General features: G+C 48.2%; 14 protein-coding genes and 1 tRNA gene. 6 read left to right on the forward strand and 9 right to left on the reverse strand.

Translation table 11 applies throughout. From position 1 onward, the window contains the following. Positions 1-936: 936 nt before the first annotated feature. The 3 genes from recA to H164_RS0113185 are packed head-to-tail and all read right to left on the reverse strand — an operon-like array spanning position 937 to position 3828. Positions 937-1956, reverse strand: a complete 1020-nt coding sequence (recA, locus tag H164_RS0113175; RefSeq protein WP_019968723.1) for a recombinase RecA — start codon at positions 1954-1956, stop codon at positions 937-939. Between the two features lie 24 nt (positions 1957-1980). Then, positions 1981-3219, reverse strand: a complete 1239-nt coding sequence (locus H164_RS0113180; protein WP_025830340.1) for a saccharopine dehydrogenase family protein — start codon at positions 3217-3219, stop codon at positions 1981-1983. Positions 3220-3225: 6 nt separating this feature from the next. Next, positions 3226-3828 (reverse strand): DUF6621 family protein, encoded by a 603-nt coding sequence (locus H164_RS0113185; RefSeq protein ID WP_019969061.1) that lies wholly within the window; start codon positions 3826-3828, stop codon positions 3226-3228. A 95-nt stretch (positions 3829-3923) separates the two neighbouring features. Between H164_RS0113185 and nhaD the strand changes: the two genes are divergently transcribed. Beyond that, positions 3924-5288, forward strand: coding sequence for a sodium:proton antiporter NhaD (gene nhaD / locus H164_RS0113190; RefSeq protein WP_019969062.1), 1365 nt, complete (start codon positions 3924-3926; stop codon positions 5286-5288). Positions 5289-5345: 57 nt separating this feature from the next. Here nhaD and H164_RS0113195 read toward each other — a convergent pair whose 3' ends face one another. The 3 genes from H164_RS0113195 to H164_RS0113205 all read right to left on the reverse strand — a co-directional run bounded on the left by H164_RS0113195 (position 5346) and on the right by H164_RS0113205 (position 8769). Beyond that, positions 5346-6311, reverse strand: coding sequence for an acyltransferase family protein (locus tag H164_RS0113195; protein ID WP_019969063.1), 966 nt, complete (start codon positions 6309-6311; stop codon positions 5346-5348). A 563-nt stretch (positions 6312-6874) separates the two neighbouring features. After that, positions 6875-6947: transfer RNA gene (locus tag H164_RS0113200), tRNA-Pro, on the reverse strand. Positions 6948-7107: 160 nt separating this feature from the next. After that, positions 7108-8769, reverse strand: coding sequence for a nucleoside kinase (locus tag H164_RS0113205; protein ID WP_025830341.1), 1662 nt, complete (start codon positions 8767-8769; stop codon positions 7108-7110). Between the two features lie 126 nt (positions 8770-8895). On the opposite strand from H164_RS0113205, the gene H164_RS0113210 reads away from it, so the two are divergent. The 4 genes from H164_RS0113210 (at position 8896) to H164_RS16095 (ending at position 12108) form a co-directional block, all read left to right on the forward strand. Continuing rightward, positions 8896-10605 (forward strand): Na/Pi cotransporter family protein, encoded by a 1710-nt coding sequence (locus tag H164_RS0113210; protein ID WP_019969065.1) that lies wholly within the window; start codon positions 8896-8898, stop codon positions 10603-10605. A gap of 105 nt (positions 10606-10710) precedes the next feature. Then, positions 10711-10890, forward strand: coding sequence for a DUF4250 domain-containing protein (locus H164_RS0113215; RefSeq protein ID WP_008565950.1), 180 nt, complete (start codon positions 10711-10713; stop codon positions 10888-10890). A 160-nt stretch (positions 10891-11050) separates the two neighbouring features. After that, a complete protein-coding gene (locus tag H164_RS0113220; protein ID WP_019969066.1) occupies positions 11051-11734 on the forward strand; it encodes a Crp/Fnr family transcriptional regulator in 684 nt (227 codons plus the stop codon). A gap of 248 nt (positions 11735-11982) precedes the next feature. Further along, positions 11983-12108, forward strand: coding sequence for a hypothetical protein (locus H164_RS16095; protein ID WP_262502951.1), 126 nt, complete (start codon positions 11983-11985; stop codon positions 12106-12108). A gap of 800 nt (positions 12109-12908) precedes the next feature. Here H164_RS16095 and H164_RS0113230 read toward each other — a convergent pair. Continuing rightward, entirely contained in the window at positions 12909-15926 is a 3018-nt protein-coding gene (locus H164_RS0113230; protein ID WP_026356379.1) for a PEP/pyruvate-binding domain-containing protein, read from the reverse strand. 139 nt (positions 15927-16065) lie between these two features. Between H164_RS0113230 and H164_RS0113235 the strand changes: the two genes are divergently transcribed. After that, a complete protein-coding gene (locus tag H164_RS0113235; RefSeq protein WP_019969069.1) occupies positions 16066-16899 on the forward strand; it encodes a GSCFA domain-containing protein in 834 nt (277 codons plus the stop codon). Positions 16900-17046: 147 nt separating this feature from the next. Here the strand turns inward: H164_RS0113235 and H164_RS0113240 are convergent, their stop codons facing one another. Continuing rightward, a complete protein-coding gene (locus H164_RS0113240; protein WP_019969070.1) occupies positions 17047-19545 on the reverse strand; it encodes a YfhO family protein in 2499 nt (832 codons plus the stop codon). Between the two features lie 225 nt (positions 19546-19770). After that, the coding region (locus tag H164_RS15730) for a rhamnogalacturonan lyase family protein (protein WP_036888015.1) at positions 19771-20313 on the reverse strand (543 nt) is incomplete at its 5' end.

Below are 20313 nucleotides of genomic sequence, written 5' to 3' on the forward strand. Positions count from 1 at the left end.
TCATCTTCTGTGGGGTTCTCAATATTCACGGAGCCTCCTTGGTCGCCGCCCGGCCGTGCGTTCGGCCTGCTGTCCTGCAGGAGATGGCAAGCATTATCAAGGGGAATGACCTCGATACCTGGACTTAAGTATACCTGCTTTTCTTTCTTTTCCATTTTTCCGTTTAAGTTTAAAATGTTATTGATATTTAGTATTACCTTTGTTCATTCATTGATACGCACAAAAAAGCATGCAGAAAGTTATCAAAAAACTTCTTGCACATCCTTTGTTTGTAAGACTTTATGGTGTATCTTACGCGCGCGTAAGAACTGTTGTTTAAATGTGTGTGTGTGTGTGTGTGTGTGTGTGTGTGTGTGTGTGTTAGCAAATTATTTGGAATGACCAAATAAAAAGGTATAAAAAAAGCTACAAAAGAAAAATTCTTCTGTATCGCCATTGTTACTTTGTTGTTCACCCTATTGATCATTCTTCCTGATATTTTACCGCTGCAAAGTTAAGCTTTTTTCACGAGACTCAAAAACTTTGGCAAGGAAAATGATAGAATTATGTGCTAAAATGCAAACCGCCTACCGCTTGCATGGGCAGAATACCTCGCCAAATCAGCCTTATTACCGTGCAATATGACCTATTTAACCGTGTAACATCAGTCATATTAGCATGCGAAGTGGGTGGGATTGAAATGTAGGGACACACGGTTCGTGCGTCCGCGCAGGGGGGATTGAAAGCAAATCGCGTGATTGTTGGAACGGACGCACGAGCCGTGCGTCCCTACATGCGTTTGCATAGTTCGCCATCTCAACTATCTTGCGCATCAATTTGACTATGACAGGTATGTAGGGACGCACGGTTCGTGCGTCCGCGCAACGCAGAACAATCACCTTGTTAACCCGTTTACTTTGTCAACCAGCCAACTGAAAACGGGGGAGCGGTACTTTCTTACTCTTTTCGGGCTTCAATGGCCTGCATGATGAGCTTTTCGAGCTCTTCACACAGCTCGGGATTGTCGCGGAGCAAGGTCTTGGTGGCATCGCGACCCTGTGCCAATTTGGAACCGTTATAGCTGAACCAACTCCCGCTTTTATTGATAATATTGTATTCAACGCCGAGGTCGAGAATCTCGCCCACCTTACTGATGCCCTCACCGAACATGATTTCGAACTCAGCCTTGCGGAACGGAGGGGCCACTTTGTTCTTGACAACTTTTACACGTACTTGATTTCCGATGACATTGTCACCGTCCTTGATGCTCGTGACCCGCCGGATATCGAGACGGACGCTGCTATAGAACTTCAGAGCATTACCGCCCGTGGTGGTTTCGGGACTGCCGAACATCACGCCAATCTTCTCGCGCAACTGGTTGATAAAGATGCAGCAAGTGTTGGTTTTGCTGATGGTCGAGGTGAGTTTTCGCAGGGCTTGGCTCATCAACCGGGCTTGCAGGCCCACCACATTGTCGCCCATGTCGCCCTCAATCTCCTTTTTCGGTGTCAGTGCGGCAACGGAATCGACCACCAATATGTCTACGGCACTCGAACGAATCAGCTCATCTGCAATCTGCAAAGCCTGTTCTCCGTTGTCCGGTTGACTGATCCATAGGTTGTCAACATCGACACCCAACTTGGCAGCATAGAAGCGGTCGAAGGCATGTTCGGCATCGATGAAGGCCGCAATGCCACCTTTTTTCTGCGTTTCGGCAATGGCATGGAGGGCCACGGTGGTCTTACCAGATGACTCGGGGCCATAGATTTCGATGATTCTTCCACGCGGATAACCGCCCACACCGAGGGCCACATTGAGGCCGATGCTGCCGGTAGGGATCACTTCCACATGCTCAATCTGCTCGTCACCCATGCGCATGATGGAGCCTTTTCCAAAGTCTTTCTCTATTTTAGACATTGCTGCCTGCAGTGCTTTCAGCTTTTCGCTCTGCGGGTTGCTTTCGTTTTCTTTTGTCATATCTTTGTTTTTTAAATGAATTTCTTAGAGTTCCAAGTCGCCATCGAACACTTCGTGCCACGGAAGTCCCTGCGTGTTGAGCTGTTCCATGAACGGGTCGGGGTCGAATTCCTCCACGTTCCACACGCCGGGCCGCCTCCACAGGCCCCTGACAAACATCATTGCACCGATCATCGCGGGCACACCTGTGGTGTAACTGACGCCTTGCATGCCCGTTTCCTTGTAGGCTTCCTGATGCTTGCAGTTGTTATATATATAATAGGTGTGCTCCTTTCCGTCTTTGATTCCGCGTATCCGGCAGCCGATAGAAGTCTCTCCATCGTAGTTTTCGCCCAAGTCTTGCGGGTTGGGCAGCACGGCTTTGAGGAATTGAAGCGGCACAATCTTCACCTTTGCGGTCTTGGTGGGATCGCTGGAAAGCGGGGCTTCATACTCAACCTCGTCGATACGAGCCATTCCGATGTTCTGAATCACGTCGAGATAGTTGAGGTATTGCTGTCCGAACGTCATCCAAAAGCGAGCCTGTTTGATGGTGGGATAGTTCTTAACCAGCGACTCCAACTCCTCATGATGCATCAGATAGCTATCGCGCGGTCCGATGTTTGGGTAGGTAAGGTCCTTGTGAACAGCCAGCGGTTCGGTCTCAATCCACTCGCCATCCTTGTAATATAGGCCCTTCTGGGTTATCTCCCTGATGTTGATTTCTGGATTGAAATTCGTTGCAAAAGCCTTGTGATGGTTGCCCGCATTACAGTCTACAATGTCGAGATATTGCAGCTCATCGAAGTGATGTTTGGCCGCATAAGCCGTGTAGATGCCCGAAACACCGGGGTCAAAGCCGCAACCCAAGATTGCAGTAAGCCCAGCCTTCTCGAACTTGTCCTTGTAAGCCCACTGCCAAGAATACTCGAAATGAGCCTCATTCTTAGGCTCATAATTGGCCGTGTCGAGGTAGTTACAGCCGCAAGCGAGGCAGGCTTCCATGATTGTCAAGTCCTGATAAGGCAGTGCAAGATTGACGACAAGTTCGGGTTTGTAGGCATTGAAGAGCGCTTTGAGCTGGTCCACGTCGTCTGCATCCACCTCGGCTGTCTTGATATTCATGCTGTATCCCTTGGCATGGATGGCCTCAACGAGTCGGTCGCACTTGGCTTTGCGCCTACTTGCAATCATCAATTCCGTGAAGACATCGGTGTTTTGTGCCATCTTAAAGGCTGCGACGGTGGCCACACCACCGGCTCCTATCATCAGTATTCTACTCATATTGGTTTATTTGATTTCGTCTGCTTTGATTCCGAGTGCACTCATTAGCGCGTAGCCCAATAGCTCTTGGCGGAAGTTCCCGCCCTCCATGGGTTGCATGGCAAAGAGGGTGATGCGCTTGTTGTCATCGTCTGCGCTGTGCAACAGCCTGCGTAACCGGTCCCACGCATCGCCGTTGCCGTCGGGAATGACCATGATGCGGCGCACTTCCTCATGCTCCAACAGCGTGCGCATCACGTTTTCGATGTATTCTTCCTTGCTGATGGTCTTGCCACATGCCACAGAAGTGAGTGTGAACTCGCCCAGCTGCGGGTCGGTAAAGGCCTGTGCATGCAGTTCATGTGCATAATCCGACGGCGCGAAATTCTCCATCTTCGGGTGTTTTTCGTCGTGAACGAGCACCACTTGCACGTCATTTCTTCCTGCACGCACGCCTCCGTCGAGTGCCACGCACACGGCCCATTGACTCAAATCTGCCTTGGGAAGGGGCCTGTTGATCATGCGTTCGAAGTTGACAATCAAGTCGAAAGCCACCGAATCCATGTAGTCCGCATCGGCAATGATGATGTTTTCGCTCATCCGAATGCCGTCGTTTGCTTGTGCATTCATGCTACAAAGATAGCGTTTTAATTTGACAAACACGTGGCAGATAATATTTTTTTCTTAACTTTGCAGTGCTTATCGGAATTAAATCTATTGAGAATATGAGCTTATTAACCCTCTCTATCGTCGCCGTATTCGTCATCGGCTATCTCTTTATCGCTTTGGAGAGCGTCACAAAAGTCAACAAAGCGGCCGTCGCGCTGCTGATGTTCGTGGCTTGTTGGACCCTTTTCATGGTCTCACCCGGCAGCTATCTGCCCGGTTTCACGGGCCATGCGCTCGTCAACGAGGTGAGCAGCGCCATCGAACGCCACTTGGGTGGCACCTCGACAACGCTCTTCTTCCTTATGGGAGCGATGACGATTGTCGAGATTGTCGACCAGAACGGCGGCTTCAACTGGGTGCAGTCGCGCATGAGTACCAAGAGCAAACGCAGCCTGTTGTGGAAGATTGCCTTCATGACCTTCTTCCTTTCGGCCATCTTGGACAACCTGACGACCTCCATTGTCATGGTGATGATTCTGCGAAAGCTTGTATATGACCACAAAGACCGCCTTATCTATGCCTCCTTGGTCATCATTGCTGCCAACTCGGGGGGAGCGTTTTCGCCTATCGGAGACGTGACAACGATCATGCTATGGAACAAAGGTGTCATCACAGCCTTAGGCGTTATCAGCGAGATTTTCATTCCTTCTGTGGTGTCACTCCTTATCCCTGCGCTCATACTTCAGCTGGGACTCAAAGGCGAACTCACCACTTCTGAGTCGCTACCTTACGACAAACGCGACGGCGAAGTGCTTGAGTTCACGGGCTTGGAACGCAAGATTATCTTCGCCATAGGCGTGGGCGGACTGATGTTCGTGCCCGTGTTTAAGTCGATAACCCACTTGCCTCCGTTCGTAGGAATACTGCTTGTGCTGGGCATTTTGTGGACAACGACCGAACTGTTCTACCGCCGTTTGCACCGCTATAACAAGGAAGTTACGTTTCAAAAGCGCGTCTCCAATCTGCTGAGTCGCATCGATATGAGCACCATTCTCTTCTTCCTCGGCATCTTGATGGCCGTGGCTTGCTTGGAAGAAATCGGCGTATTGACCGCCATGGGCGGTGCCCTGAGCAGCGCATTCAACGGCAATCACTACCTTGTTACGGGCATTATCGGTGTCCTTTCCAGCATTGTCGACAACGTACCTTTAGTGGCCGGGTGCATGGGAATGTATCCCGTTGCGCCGTCAGGTGACATGGCTGTGGACGGAATCTTCTGGCAGTTGCTGGCCTATTGCGCAGGAGTCGGCGGCAGCATCCTGATCATCGGGAGCGCTGCGGGCGTGGTTGTCATGGGATTAGAGAAGATTACATTCGGTTGGTATATGAAGAAAGTGAGTTGGATAGCCCTCGTGGGCTATCTGGCCGGCATCGTGAGCTACGGAATTATCCGCACGTTCATCATGCCCGTGGCATTGTAACGGGACATTCTCAAAAGATTCTCTTCCCGGATTCACGTATAATGAGGAAGCGTTTGGTTACTGTATGAATCTTTTAAGCTTATTCATGGCATAATCCAATGCTAATGGGACAATTATCGAGAGCGTGAAGCAAGCTACTATCATCGTAGTTTTGAAATATGGTGTATCTATTGGTATCAACATAATGCATAAATCAATGACAAATTGATGAACGATATAGATAAAATAAGATTTATTGGAAATTTGTCTGATAATTGTAGAGGATAGTCTCCATGCTATTCCCTGACGCTTTACTTTACGTTCTTTCAATGCTTTCAGGAAATAATACAGGCAAGACACCATAATTACTACACTGATATTTGATTTGAGGTCTTTAAGCATCGTAATTGCAAAAACAATCGACACCAAAATGATTTTCTCTATTCCAATGTTTGGCTTGTGCTTTACTACTCTACAAAAGACTGAGCCACAAACAAATAATCCTATATAATGCGTACATTCGTTAAACGTACGTATGCCTGTAATCCGATAAAGTATAAATGAAACGACAAAGAAAGCCGATACGCCTGCTGCGAACTTCATTGGACTGGAAGAATTTATGAAAGGAGCAAGGAAATATAGGATAAAAATCATCGGCAAATACCACAAGTGGGTTCCATTTACAGGGTCTCCATTGTAGGAAAAGTCCGAAAACCAGATATAATATATTACAGCAGCAATAATACATGGGCCTAAAATCTTCTTCATTTTATGCCAAACAACTCTTAAACCGAGTTTCTTTCGCCCGCTTAATGCTATCAGATAGCCACTGATAAACGTAAATATTCCCAGCCCATACGACTTTGCAAAAGAAGACAACATTGCCATGTGTGAATTCAATCCTAAAGTCGCTAAGTCAGATGGTGGCCATCCGTCAAAGACTGTTGTGCTATGATGAAACAGTATAAGAATGATTGCAAGGAAACGCAGAAAGATAATTTGCTGATCGAAATTTTGATGTTGAGTACGCATAATAAACTTCATTTATCCATTAGTGATCCGATAAGGAGTGAATATAAAAGCTGAACATAGATGAAAAGTGTTGGGCACTGTACTGCCACTTGTCTTGCAATCTTCAACTTTTGCATTGTCCTATCGGCATTGAACGGGCAGTGCAGGTGTCTATATCGGCATAATATCTCTCTCAAAGTGAGCTTTATCTTGCGACAAACGCACTTAAAATGGCTTGCATATGTACACACACAAGATATCTGCCGTTGCACTATTCTTAACCATGATCGAATGTTTGGCGTTCCAAATCGCCAAGAACAAGTATCTGCAAACACGGTTTCATAAATGTATTCTGCAACTTTCGGGGTCACACTATCTATGCATGAACCTTCGCGCAGAACGTGACAAAGATACTAAATAAAAATGAAACCTTCGGGATATATAAGAAGAAAAACCATAGAACGGTAATGGATTTAGTCGCCAGACGCAATCGGGTTAGCCATCATCTAACCCGATTGCGTTTTTATTTCGGGCTTATTCAACGGGGAGTATAACGAAGCGAAGGAGTTGAAATCAACTCCTTCGCTTGGTGAAAGTCGGGATGACCAGACTCGAACTGGCGACCTCGCGCCCCCCAGACGTGTGCGCTACCTACTGCGCTACATCCCGAATTCAAGTGCAAAGATAAGCATCAATCGCGACATAACCAAATTTTAAGGCCACGATATTTGAAATTATTTTCAAATATCAGTCCTATCCATTATATATTAAGGTAGGAACGGAGGGCTTAAAAGGCTGCCAGAAGGCAAGCCCAAGCCTTATACGCACCTCAATATTTGAACGAACTGCCGCCAAGGAACTCTCTTAACAGCGATGTGGGCGGGAGATCGCGATTTCCGATGGGCCGGATATACTTCAGAAACTTCAGCAACCGATAGGCTTCACTGTATTCCGGAGCCGTTTCGGGCACTTGTTCCAACAGCGGTTCAGCCTGTGTTTTCAGCACGGCAAGCTCGAAAAGCATGGCCGTATTGAACACTGCGTCGGCATTCTCCTGATAAGGGAATATCCATTTGTTCTCTCCTGCACGCACCGATGGCCACCTTCGAATGGTATCTCCTGCACGTACGCCGCGATATTTGTAATCTCGGACGATACGCCGCAGCAATCGGTTGTCAGTCGTGGGAATATAGTTGTGGTCGTCCAGCAAGATGGTGGTCAGGGCCGAGGCATAGACGCGGAACTTCTGCTGTTCGGGCACCTGAGCCGTCAGTTCGGGATTGAGCGCATGAATACCTTCCACCACGAGCACATGATGATGGCTCATCTTGAGCCGTTTCCCGCTCCGCTCACGCTTGCCCGTCTGGAAATTATACTTCGGAAGTTCCACCTCCTCACCGTGGAACAAGGCATTGAACTGTGCGTTGATGAGCGCCAGATCGAGGGCATAAATGCTCTCATAGTCATATTCTCCCGTGGCATCCTTGGGTGTTTCGTCACGGTCGACGAAGTAGTCATCGAGGCTGATTTGCAAGGGTTTGATGCCATTGGCAAGCAGTTGGACAGACAACCGCTTGCAGGTTGTGGTCTTTCCCGACGAAGACGGACCCGCCAAAAGTACCAGTTTCACACCCTCGCGACGGGCTATCTCGTCGGCAATCCGTGAAATCTTCTTCTCCTGAAGGGCCTCGCTGACATTGATAAGGTCGGTGGCATGGCCCGTAGCAACGGCTTCGTTGAAATCGCCCACAGTACGCACGCCGAGGATTTCCTGCCATCTGTGGTGCTCTTTGAATATCTCGAACATCTTATCCTGACGTATCATGTCGGGCAATTCGGCCGGATGGTCGAGCGAAGGAATGCGCAACAGCAGGCCGTCATAATATTTTTCGAGGCCGAAGAGATAAAGCCCTCGCGTGTTGGTGAGCAGCGATCCATAGTAGAAGTCCACGTAATCGTCGATTTCATAATAGGTAGTATAAAGCTTGCCTGCGCTTTCCAAGAGCTTGGCCTTGGCCTCATCGCCCCGGTCACGAAACATTTTTATGGCCTGTTCTGCCGGCACTTCAAAGCGTTTCACAGGCATCTTGGCGTCGATAATCTCTTGCATTCGGTTGCGAATGCGCTCAGCATCTCCCGCTTCCACGGCGTGACCAATCTGTAGATTGACGTAGTAGCCGTTGGAAACCGGTATGTCGATGACAACCATACTCTTGGGATAGAGGTCGTGAACGGCCTTGCAGAGCACGAAGAACAGCGTGCGTGTGTAGTTGCGCGAGGCCGATGGGGCATGCATATCGAGGAATTCAACGTCCTTACTGTGGTAGACCCGATAGTGCATCCCTTCCACCTTGTTGTTCACTTTGGCGCAGATGGGTCCGAAAGGCATCGTGAGATTAAATTGCGAAAAAACTTCAGAAAGTGTGTTTCCGATAGCAACTTTCTCGGTTTTTTTATTATTTTTGCAACGTATTTGTACGACTTGTTTCATATGATTTACATAATAATGATGTATAATATCAATGGCTTGCGTGGCAGTGATGCGCATCAAGCCGTTCAAAGGTATGAAAAAATTTGTACTTTTACAACATTCTGACCTTACAAATTCAGTGAAAATATGTCGATTTGGATTATTTTTAAGCTCATAGGTGCACTTGCATTGCTGATGTTCGGTATGAAATCAATGAGCGACAGTCTGCAGAAAATGGCCGGACCTCAGCTGCGCCACGTGCTCGGAGCAATGACAACCAACCGCTTCACAGGCATTCTTACGGGTACATTCATCACGGCAGCGGTTCAGAGTTCCACTGCAACAACGGTGATGACTGTGTCGTTTGTCAACGCAGGATTGCTCACTTTGGCACAGGCTATCTCTGTAATCATGGGCGCAAACATCGGAACCACGCTCACAGCATGGATTATGAGTGCCGGCTTTTCCTTCAATATCACCGACTTTGTTTGGCCGGCTTTCTTCTTTGCCATCATTCTTATCTATTCCAAAAAGCGCAAAATCATCGGCGATTTCATCTTTGGTGTCTCTTTCATGTTCCTTGGTTTGGGAACGCTTCGGCAGGCAGGCATCGACATGGACTTGGCGCATAACCAACCCGTTCTCGACTTTTTTTCCTCCTTCGATCCCGACAGTTTCGTCACAACCTTGGTGTTTTTGATCATCGGAAGCATTCTTACAATGTGCGTTCAAAGCTCGGCTGCCATCATGGCCATAACGATGATACTTTGTTCAAACGGCGTTTTGCCCATCTATCAAGGCATCGCTTTGGTGATGGGAGAGAACATCGGAACAACCGTTACGTCGAATATTGCTGCCTTGACAGCCAACACTCAGGCCCGAAGAGCAGCCTTTGCCCACATGTTCTTCAATGTGTTCGGTGTCGTTTGGGTGCTGATTATCTTCAAACCCTTTGTCAATATGGTTTGCGGTTTCGTTGGTTTTGACGAGTTTATGACCAAGGATAACCCTGCTTTTTTAGCCAATACGGCTAAATTGAGCTTTGTGTTAGCGACGTTCCATACGACATTCAACGTCATCAACACGGCAGTTTTGGTAGGTTTCATCAAGCAGATTGAAAAGATAGTATGCTATGTCATCAAACCCAAAAAACAGGCCGATGAAGACGAATTCCGCCTGCATTTCATTCAGACCGGTATCATGAAGACCCCCGAACTCTCCGTGCTTGAGGCGCAAAAAGAGATATCCAGCTTTGCAGAACGCATACAACGGATGTTCGGAATGGTGCGCAGTCTGCTCATGGAGAAGGAAGAAAAGGCGTTCCTGAAGACGTATAACCGCATCGAAAAGTATGAGGGCATCAGCGACAACATGGAGATTGAAATCGCAAACTACCTCAACGAGGTGAGTGATTCGCATCTGAGCGATGAGACTAAGGCCAAGATTCGTGCCATGCTCCGCGAAATCAGCGAGATAGAAAGCATCGGCGACAGTTGCTTCAACATGGCCCGTACCATCAACCGGCGGTTCTCTGGCAAGGAAGACTTCACCGAACAGCAATACGAACACATGCATCAGATGTTCGAACTCACCAACAGTGCGCTCGAACAAATGAACTATATGTTCAGCCATAGCCGTGAAGCTATCGACGTGAACCGCTCGTTCAACATCGAAAACGAAATCAACAACTACCGCAATCAACTGAAGACACAGAACATCAATGACGTGAATTCACATACCTACACCTATACCATCGGTACTATGTACATGGATATTATTCAGGAATGTGAGCGACTCGGCGACTATGTCGTCAATGTCGTAGAGGCCAGAATGAACGTGAGGCAGCACGAAGTGTAAGGCCTTTGTGGATAGCGGCCGTCATTTTGAATGCTGAATGCCTGCCGTTCGGCTCTTCATGTCACTTTTGTAGATGGAAACCTACATGACTAATAACTTTTAGAAATGGATAAACTACCCAACGACCCCATGATGCTGTTCAGTGCAGTCAACACGTTGCTGCGCGACAACTACCATTCACTCGACGAACTGTGCGACGATATGAACATCGACCGCGCAGAACTGGAGAAGAAACTGGCTGCTGCCGGCTTCAAATACGACAAGGCACACAAAAAATTCTGGTAGCCCTGAACACGGATAAACATTGAGCCGACGCACCAACCGTGCGTCCCCACACCCCCGAAAAGGCCTGTCGGGCCCGCAAAAGGGCTGAAAATACATAGAAATAGGTATATCGCAGTTGCTCGAAAGTACGTATATTTGCAATCGAAAGCGCGCGATATACATGGAAAAAACAATCTTCTCGCAACTCGAAACAACTGCACTTTTCGCCGGTTTGACGGCAAACGCCATCGAACGTCAGTTGGAAAAGCTGCCCTACAGCATCAGGAAAGTGCCTGCCAAGACCGTTTTCCTGTCAGCAAACGAGCCGCTTCGCGAGATGGTCATGGTGCTCGAAGGGCGGGTCTCTGCCAAGATGACCACGCCAAAAGGCAAATGTCTGATGGTCGACCTGCTGAAACCGGGTACCATCTTGGCCCCGGCTTTCGTGTTTTCTGACGACAACCGCATGCCCGTCGAAGTGGAAGCCGTGGAAGAAAGCGTGTTTTTCAGCATGTCGAAAAGCCATTTTTCCGTGCTGATCGGGCGCAACGAGCAGGTCAGAGCCAACTTCCTTGGCATTCTGTCGCATATCAACTTCTTTCTGATGAACAAGATACGAATGCTGCATACGGCCTCCGTCAAAGAGAAAATTGCCGCTTTTCTGCTTCGAAGGGTGCGGAGTGTGCATAGCCGTTCGGTCGTGCTTCATTTGTCAAGAAAGCAACTTGCCGATGTGTTTGCCATTCAGAAGAGTTCTTTGATACGCACGCTTAACGAACTGGAACGCGACAATTTGATTTTCGTTCGCGAGAAAGAGATTGTCCTTATTGATGTTCCCGGCCTGCAAAAAATCGTGAAAGGCTGAATAAATACGGCCGCTCAGTCCGTCCCTCCAACCATTTTATGCATCAATATGACCATGACAAGCATGTAGGAACTTTGACTTTGAACATTGAATTTTGAACTTTGACCTTTAGGATTAGCTATGTCAAAAAATGATTTGCAGGCAAGAGGTATGTAGGGACGCACGGCTCGTGCGTCCGCTCCGTTGTGAATGTAAGTCAATATACATTGGTCCGTGCGTCCGCGCAAGATGAATGGCAAGCAAATAGCGTGGTTGTTGAAACGAATGCACGCAGCGTTTTGAGCGGACGCACGGACCGTGCGTCCCTACATGCACTCGCGCAGCTTGACATCTCAACCATTTTGCGCATCAATATAGCCATGACAAGCATGTAGGGACGCACGGTTCGTGCGTCCGCTCCGTTGGGAATGTAAGTCGATATATATTGGTTCGTGCGTCCGCGCAATATGAATGGCAAGCAAATAGCATGGTTGTTGAAGCGAATGCACGCAGCGTTTTGCGCGGACGCACGAGCCGTGCGTCCCTACATGCCTCTTGCTTACAAATCATCTTCATAATAAGACTAATCATAAAGTTCAATGTTCAATGTTCAAAGTTCAAAGTCAAGGTCCCTACATGCATTCGGGTAACCCGCCACGTCAGCCACATTGATAATCAACGACTTATACCTTGCGTTACAATCACAGCCATTTTGCACGATAATCTCACTCATTTTACCGCGCAATATGGCCCATTTCGCACGCTAAAATGGCTGAGATTGCGCGGTAATATGGGGCATATTGCAAAACAATGTTATGGAGACGGAGATGTATTCGTTATCGATAGAGCCCTCGGCCCTGTGATTTTGCTTCACAACAGGACACAAAAAAAGGAGTACCGCCGTACTCCAAACTTGTTAACCTTAAATCTAATACTATGAAAAACACAGTGCAAAGATAGACAGAATGGACAGAGTTACCAAACAAAATGGGTGATATGGTGTTGCTTTTACAATTTATTAAGCCTTCAAAGGGTGTTTTTCAACAATTAAAACAATAGACATAAAAAAAGGAGTACCGCTGTACTCCAACCTTTGTTAACCTTAAATCTAATACCATGAAAAACACGTTGCAAAGATAAAGCATTTATCTATATCCTGCAAATAATTCGAATTGTTTTTCAATTTGGGTGCGATTTATTGATTTAAGTCAATTAATCCCTCTTGTTTCTTGCCATCTATCATGATTTTTAACGGCCTTTCAAAGTGCACATGACGCACATATTGCGTCTCTTCTACGGCCGGCATGGCGTCTAAGATGTCCTTTTTGACGAAGCCGCCCGAGCCTGATGAGCAGTCGATCGTGAAGTAACCGACACCGAGCGAGGTGAGGTTCTGGAAGAAATGTGTACCTTGCGAGGGGTCTACATGATAGTTTTCGAGTGCCACCTCCACGATGATTCGGGCGGCAGAGATGTGCGGCCACTTCACCGGCACGCCCAAATAATGGTCGCTACTGCCCCATCTTCCTGGGCCGATGAGCACATAATTGCGCCCTTCGGCAAGAAACTTGCGATTGATTCGCTCTATATCATCGGCCACATTATAGTTGTTCATGGCCGAGAAATCATCGCCATATTTCACGTAAACCACATCGTTGACCTCAGAAATGCCGTGGCCAAGTGCGTTGTGCGAGCGCAACAGGCAGGCCTCATCGGGCACTTTCGCGAGGTCTTCGTCAAGCATTTGCTTGGCATCTACTATCGGACGGACTTGCAAGAGATAGAGCTCTCCACTGCGATCGTCGTTGATGTTGCAGGCAAACTCAACCTCAATGGGTCGCTTCATGGCCTCTGCACCGTGCTTCATGACCATTTGTAACAGTTCGGGAAGGGGGAAAACGCCTTGCTGGAGCACGCCCGCAAACGAGATAATCTTGCGTCCGCCGTCGTAAAAACCATCGTAGATCACTTGGTCAGTGGGGTCGAATGTCGAACAAATATAACGGATTGCGCCGTCCTTTTCGGCCTCCTTGACTTTTAACTTCAGGATATTAAAACCGTCATCCACCTTAAAATCCTTGCCCGTATGCTTCATGTCGAGCGCATAGAACTGTGTCTGTGTCTCGCGAAGTGCCGTCTCCAACTCGCTGGTTTGCAGCACTTGGTCGGGATGGAAAGGTGAAACACGCAACGTTTGTCCGCCATCTACGATGTATTTTCCTAAGCCTAAAGCCAATGAAGCAATACCTTCTTCGGCCGTTTCGTCGCCAATCGGATAGTAATTCAGCGAGCGAAGCACTCCGCTAAAGGTTGGATAAAAGCGGTCATCATACTGTTTTCCAACCACTTCTTGCAGGATAACGGCCATCTTTTCCTGGTCTATGACGTTGCTGGTTGCCATCATATAGGCCTTTGAATCACGGTAATAGACCGACGCATACACGCTTTTGATGGCGCAAGCCAGCATCTCCAACATCTGATAACGGTCGTCTAAACAAGGTATCATGTACGTGCTATAGATACCGGCAAAGGGCTGATAGTGACTGTCTTCAAGCAAACTCGATGACCGAATGGCTATCGGCGTCTTCGTGGCTTCGAAGAATGTGAAGAAATCGTCAATGAGACTGTCGGGCAATTGCGCCTGAAGAAAGTGCCGAAGGATATCTTCATCGCTCGCATCGCTCAGGGCAATGGGATACAGATTGTTCTGTTCCATGAACTGATCGAACAGGTCTGTGCAAAGAATGAGCGTTTTTGGAATCTGCACTTTCGCCCCTTCAAGTCGGTTGAACTCGGGATGTCGCTTGATGATATTGTCCAGAAAGGCCAGCCCCCGCCCCTTTCCTCCGAGCGAACCCTCGCCAATTCGGGCGAAATGCGCATAGCGGTCGAACTTCAATCTGTCGAATATGGCCACCACACCTACGTTCTTCATGCGTCGATATTGGACGATAGCATCGAAGATAATCTGCCGATGTGCATCGACATCTTGCAGCTTATGCCATGTAATTCCACGTAAGAATTGAGACACAGGGAATATAGCTCGCGCGCTTAACCAGCGGCTCATGTGGTTCCGAGAGATGTGGTAAAGCATCGAATCATTGGGGATTTTGAAGATATTATCCTGCAAATCCTTGAGTGATTTGATGCGAATAAGCTCCTGATGTGAGGCAGGATCGCGGAAGATAAAGTCGCCGAAGCCCATGTGTTCCTCCATGATGCGGCGCAGATCACGGCTCATTTGCTTTGAATTCTTGTCCACAAAGCGGAACCCTTCGGCCTCGGCTTTCGCGCGGTTACTGCTTTCCGAGCTCTCCATGATCAGGGGAACATATTCGTCTTTGGCCCGAATGGCCCGCAAAAGTTTCAGTCCTGCCTCGGGATCTTTATAGACCGCAGAGTCGCGAAGCGGTGAGGGAAGGAGCAAATTCTCGTCGGGTGAGACCTCTTTCATGGGGAAACGGGCATCGCAGATGACCCCTAAACAGTTGTCAGCATACCTATTATAAATGCTCATGGCCTCTTCATAAGTTCGCGCAAGCACCACTTTAGGCCTACCACGCATGCGCAAAGTGGCTTGATGTTTGTTCAATGCTTCGGTGGAAAACCGCTTACTTTGTGCGAGAATATAGCTGTAGAGGTTGGGCAAGATGGACGAATAAAAGCGGATACTGTCCTCAACCAACAAGATCATTTGCACGCCGGTGGCCTTGATATCCTGCTCGATATTCATCTTGTCTTCAATGAGTTTGATGATCGAAAGGATAAGATTTGTGTTGCCTAACCAGCAGAACACGTAGTCAAAGATACGCAAATCCTCGTTCTGCATGCGCTTGGTTATGCCGTGAGAAAAGGGAGTCAGCACCACACAAGGAATGCTTTTGAAAGCCTTTTTGATATGACGTGCCACGCTGAAAGCATCGTTATCAGCCGTTCCGGGCATACAAATAACAAGGTCAATATTGGTGGTATGGAGCACACGTGTGGCCTCTTCGGTCGTCGAAACCTGCGTGAACATGGGCGGATAGCGCAGCCCTAACTCTACATATTCATTGTAAATCTTCTCCTCAATGCGTCCATCATCTTCCAACATAAAGGCATCATAGGGGTTAGCCACAATCAAAACGTTGTAGATTCGCCGCATCATCAGGTTGGCAAACGTGACATCACGCAGATAGAACCGGCTGAACTCTTCGGGGATTTTCTGCTCCATGGTCAACATGTTTCGTTATCTGACACAAAATTAATACTTTAATTCTATTATCAAAGCAAATCTGACAACTATTAACGCTTGCCACCCTGCACCTTGATTTTTTATTGTTAACTTTGCAAACAAACAAACTGTATCGGCTATGGAACTCAGAACAAAGGTGGATATTGCCCCATCTTCATGGCAAATTCAGCCCGGAACACGAGTGCTTTTCGTGGGTTCTTGCTTTGCAGAAAGCATCGGAAGCAAGTTCAAAGAGGAGCAATTCCCGGTGGTTATCAATCCCTATGGCGTGATGTATAACCCGGCAAGCATACTACACACGATCGAACGGCATTGCAATGACAGCGACTTCGTGCCCGACGTCGCCATTCTTACGCTCGGCACGAACCATGTTTACGTGCTGAAAGAGACGGGAGAAATCGTTGATAACTGCCAAAAACGGCCGCAATCGCTATTTGATGAGCAGGAACTGACCGTCAATGCGTGTTACGATTACCTGCGGGAAGCGGTCATGCGCCTGATGTCTCGCAACAAGAATGTCCATGTTGTGGTCACCGTCAGCCCTATCCGCTATCGCAAATACGGCTATCACGGCAGCCAACTCAGCAAGGCCACCCTCTTATTGGCAGCCGAGAAACTGGCCAAAGAAGTGCATATCGACTACTTTCCGGCCTACGAAATCATGAATGATGAGCTGCGTGACTACCGTTTTTACAAGGAAGACATGCTTCATCCCACCCATCAAGCGGTGGAATATATATGGGAACGCTTCGCAAAAACCTACTTTTCAAATGATGTTTTCACGATGATGAGCGAGTGGAAACCTATTAAAGAAGCACTCAACCACCGGCCTTTTGATTCCGAAAGTGAGGAATATAAGGCATTTATCAATAAAGCAAGAGAAGCAAAAGAGGCATTTATAAAGAAATACAAAGCCTCACCCCCAACCCCTCTCCCAAGGAGAGGGGAGTAGAATGTCTTAGAGCTTGCATTGCAAAATACGCTATAAGAAAACATATTACTCCCCTCCCTCTTCGGGGAGGGGCCGGGGGTGGGGCTTTTCTTCCTTTATCTTCTTGGGTGAGGGGGCTGGGGGTGGGGCCTTCTTTCCTTTATCTTCTTAGGTGATGGAATGAGGGTTGGCCCGTTTTTTCTTATAAAACACTGCGAGAAGCACAACCAACAGCAGCACACCATAGGAAAGATAAGCCACCGTTTCGGTCTGTTTGACACTCTTCGGGTCGAAAGTCAGCACCACGGTATGATGTCCTTTATCGACTTGAAGCGCCCGAAGCACATAGTTCACGCGGCCCAATTCTGCCGCTTTCCCATCTACCGTGGCCGTCCATTCGGGGTAGAATATTTCGGAAAAGACCACGATGCCGCCCGTTGCACTGCGCACATCATACGTCAGTTGGTTGGGCTCGTAGGCCGTGAGCCTGACAATCGACGTGCTATCTTGCACTTTTGCCTCGCCAAGCTGGCTGCGGAAGCGTGCATCGGCCACCGCTTCATGGCGCAAATCAAGTGTTCCGAGCTTGTCGAGTTCCGCATTTGCATTGTCAACGTAAGCGATTTTATCCACGAACCATGCGTTCCCATAGACATAAGGATTGCGGATTGGCACTGTTTGTTCACCCTGCAAAGGCACAATAAAGTATTTGGCATTGAGCATATTCAGCACAGGGAAGATGCTGTCGCCATTGACTTTGGTCATGTCTCCGCCTGCTTTTGCAATGGCAGACATCGTCTTTTGCATCTCAGGACTGATGTAAGCATCAATCAATTCTTGATATCTTCTGAGCTTAGCTGCATGATATCCGCCGATACTTTTATGGTAATAAGAGGTCTCGTTCTCGTTGAATGTGTTGCTTGCAAGGTTCAAAACGCGATAATCCAAGGCCTTGTCTTGCAGGATTTGTCGGTCGGTTTGCGTCATCGGTTGGGCCTGTTCGCGCACGCTTCTCTCCACAAACATGCCGTCATTCAAGTAGCGTTTGTTCACTTGCCACATGTCGATGAGGCACAAAACGGCTACTGCTCCCACCATATACACGGCCTTCAATTTCTTGAAACGATAGAGGAAGAGGAACAATGTGCCGATGGTAATCAACCAAAACGACCGCCAACAATCGGCCGTAAAGATGCTTTCGCGGACGCTTCTTAGGTTAGATTGCAACGCAGGAAGATAGTCTGCAGGGATTGATTTCATGGCTTCAAGCTCCGAACTCGATATGAAGTCAGAGAAGAAAAGCGTAGGCATGAGGGCGAAAAGTAAGGCGATACCGGCCGTAAGACCAAAGCTGACATAAACGAACTTCACCTTTTTTGTCAGCAAATCCGGCTCATCTACGATCTTCTTCAGCGCCATCATGGCCAGCAAAGGTATCGTAAATTCGGCGATAACAAGGATAGATGCCACCGTTCGGAACTTGCTATACATCGGTATATAGTCTAAGAAGAAGTCGGTAAACGGCATAAAATTGCGGCCCCAAGAGAGCAGAATGCTCAACACGGTGGCTGCCAACAGCGCCCATTTCATCGGTCCTTTCACGATGAACAGGCCCAGAATGAAGAGCATCAGCACAAAGGCGCCCACATAAACAGGGCCGCTTGTGCCCGGTTGTTCGCCCCAATACTGTCCCAACTGCTGATAGATTTGCATGAAATTCGGGTCGGCTTTCTCCATCGCCTTGGCGTTTGCGGCCAGTGGAACCGATGCCCCGCCCTTGGTGTTCGGCACAAGCAACGTCCAAGTCTCGCCCACACCGTAGCTCCATTGCGTGATGTAATCGCGGTCAAGTCCGCTGTTTGTCTGGTTGGCAGCGTTCTTTTTAACCAGCTCGCTCTTGCCTCTCATGCTCTCTTGTGCGTATTGCCACGTGTGATAAAGGTTGGAAATGTTCAGCAAAATGCCTATCAATGCCCCCGCAGCACACACGCCCGTGGCCTTCATAAAGTGCATGATGCGTTTCGTTCTGACCGCTTCAACAAGGTAGGCTATCATCATGAAGAGGATAATGAACAGATAATAATAAGTCATCTGCACGTGATTGGCGTCCACTTCAAAGGCAGCGAAGATAGCAGTAACGATGAAACCCCACAGATATTTGCCCCGATAAGCGAGCACAATGCCCGCAATCATCGGTGGAAGATAGGCCAAAGCCATGACCTTCCAGATGTGTCCGGCGGCAATGATGATGAAGAAATACGATGAAAAAGCCCAGACAATGGCGCCCAAAGCAGCCAATGATTGCCTGAAATCAAAGGCTCTCAGCAGGATATAAAAGCCCAAAAGGTAGGCGAAAACATACCAAACATTCTCGGGAAGCCACAGGTGATAGGCCTTCACGGCTTGGTTCAGAACGCTCACACTCTGGTAAGATGGCGCCGTTTGATAGGTGGGCATGCCGCTGAAAGTGGCGTTTGTCCAACGCGAAACCTTACCGGTTCGTTCGTGATATTCAGCCGTTTCCTGTCCAGCTCCACGGCCAGCAGACGAGTCATGTCGGTAGAGTATGCGCCCATCCAAGTCGGCTGGGAAGAAATAAGCAAAGGAAATCACTGCAAAAAGAAGCACGACCAGCACGTCGGGCAGATATTTCTTCAAAGTTTCCATGATGATATTGATGTCGTTTATTACGTGCAAAGATAAAGCTTTTTAATGATATTCCATGCAAATCTCGCCAATATCGTGCAGGCGGTTGGCAAATCGGGCCCTTCCGATCCGGTTTTCAGTTGTCAACTGTCAACCGAAACGTTGCGCGGACGCACGGTTCGTGCGTCCGTTCCATAATTCCTGTTTGCGAGCCTCGCGCAAAGCGGACGCACGAGCCGTGCGTTCCTACTTTACGGCAACTTTCTTGCCGTCAATGATATATATACCCGGCGTAACACGGTTGTCATTTAGCTTCACCCCACCGAGATTGTATATGGTCCGAACGTGGTCGGAAGCTGTTTCCAAAGGCTTTGTGATGGCCGTTGCAGGATTGTCTTTGAGTGCCTTGTAGTATTCTACAGGACTATAACCGAGGTGAGGAGGCTGGTTGTATCCGCAGTTTTGCCATGTCACGGCCATGTCGTAGACGTGGTCGTCACGCAGCCACGGCAGTTTATATTGACTTTCGCGCGTAGATGTGAAAGAAACCAAATAATAGTCGCCCTCGTGCTGTGCCCAATAGACGGCCTCTTCACGCCAATCGCCATAGAGATCGCATTGCAGATTGGGGTTATACTTCGTACCGTTGATGCTGTTTGCACCATAACCATTGGCATAAAGCGTGGTCATGCGGTCCCATGTCTTGGTGTCTGAGTTCCATTTGTCAATATGTGCACGGTCATGATACTCATCGAGCAAGTCACCGTCCCAGTAAATGCGGTAGTTGAT

The organism is Segatella maculosa DSM 19339 = JCM 15638 (assembly GCF_000382385.1).
In the GTDB taxonomy this organism is placed as follows: Bacteria; Bacteroidota; Bacteroidia; order Bacteroidales; family Bacteroidaceae; genus Prevotella; species Prevotella maculosa.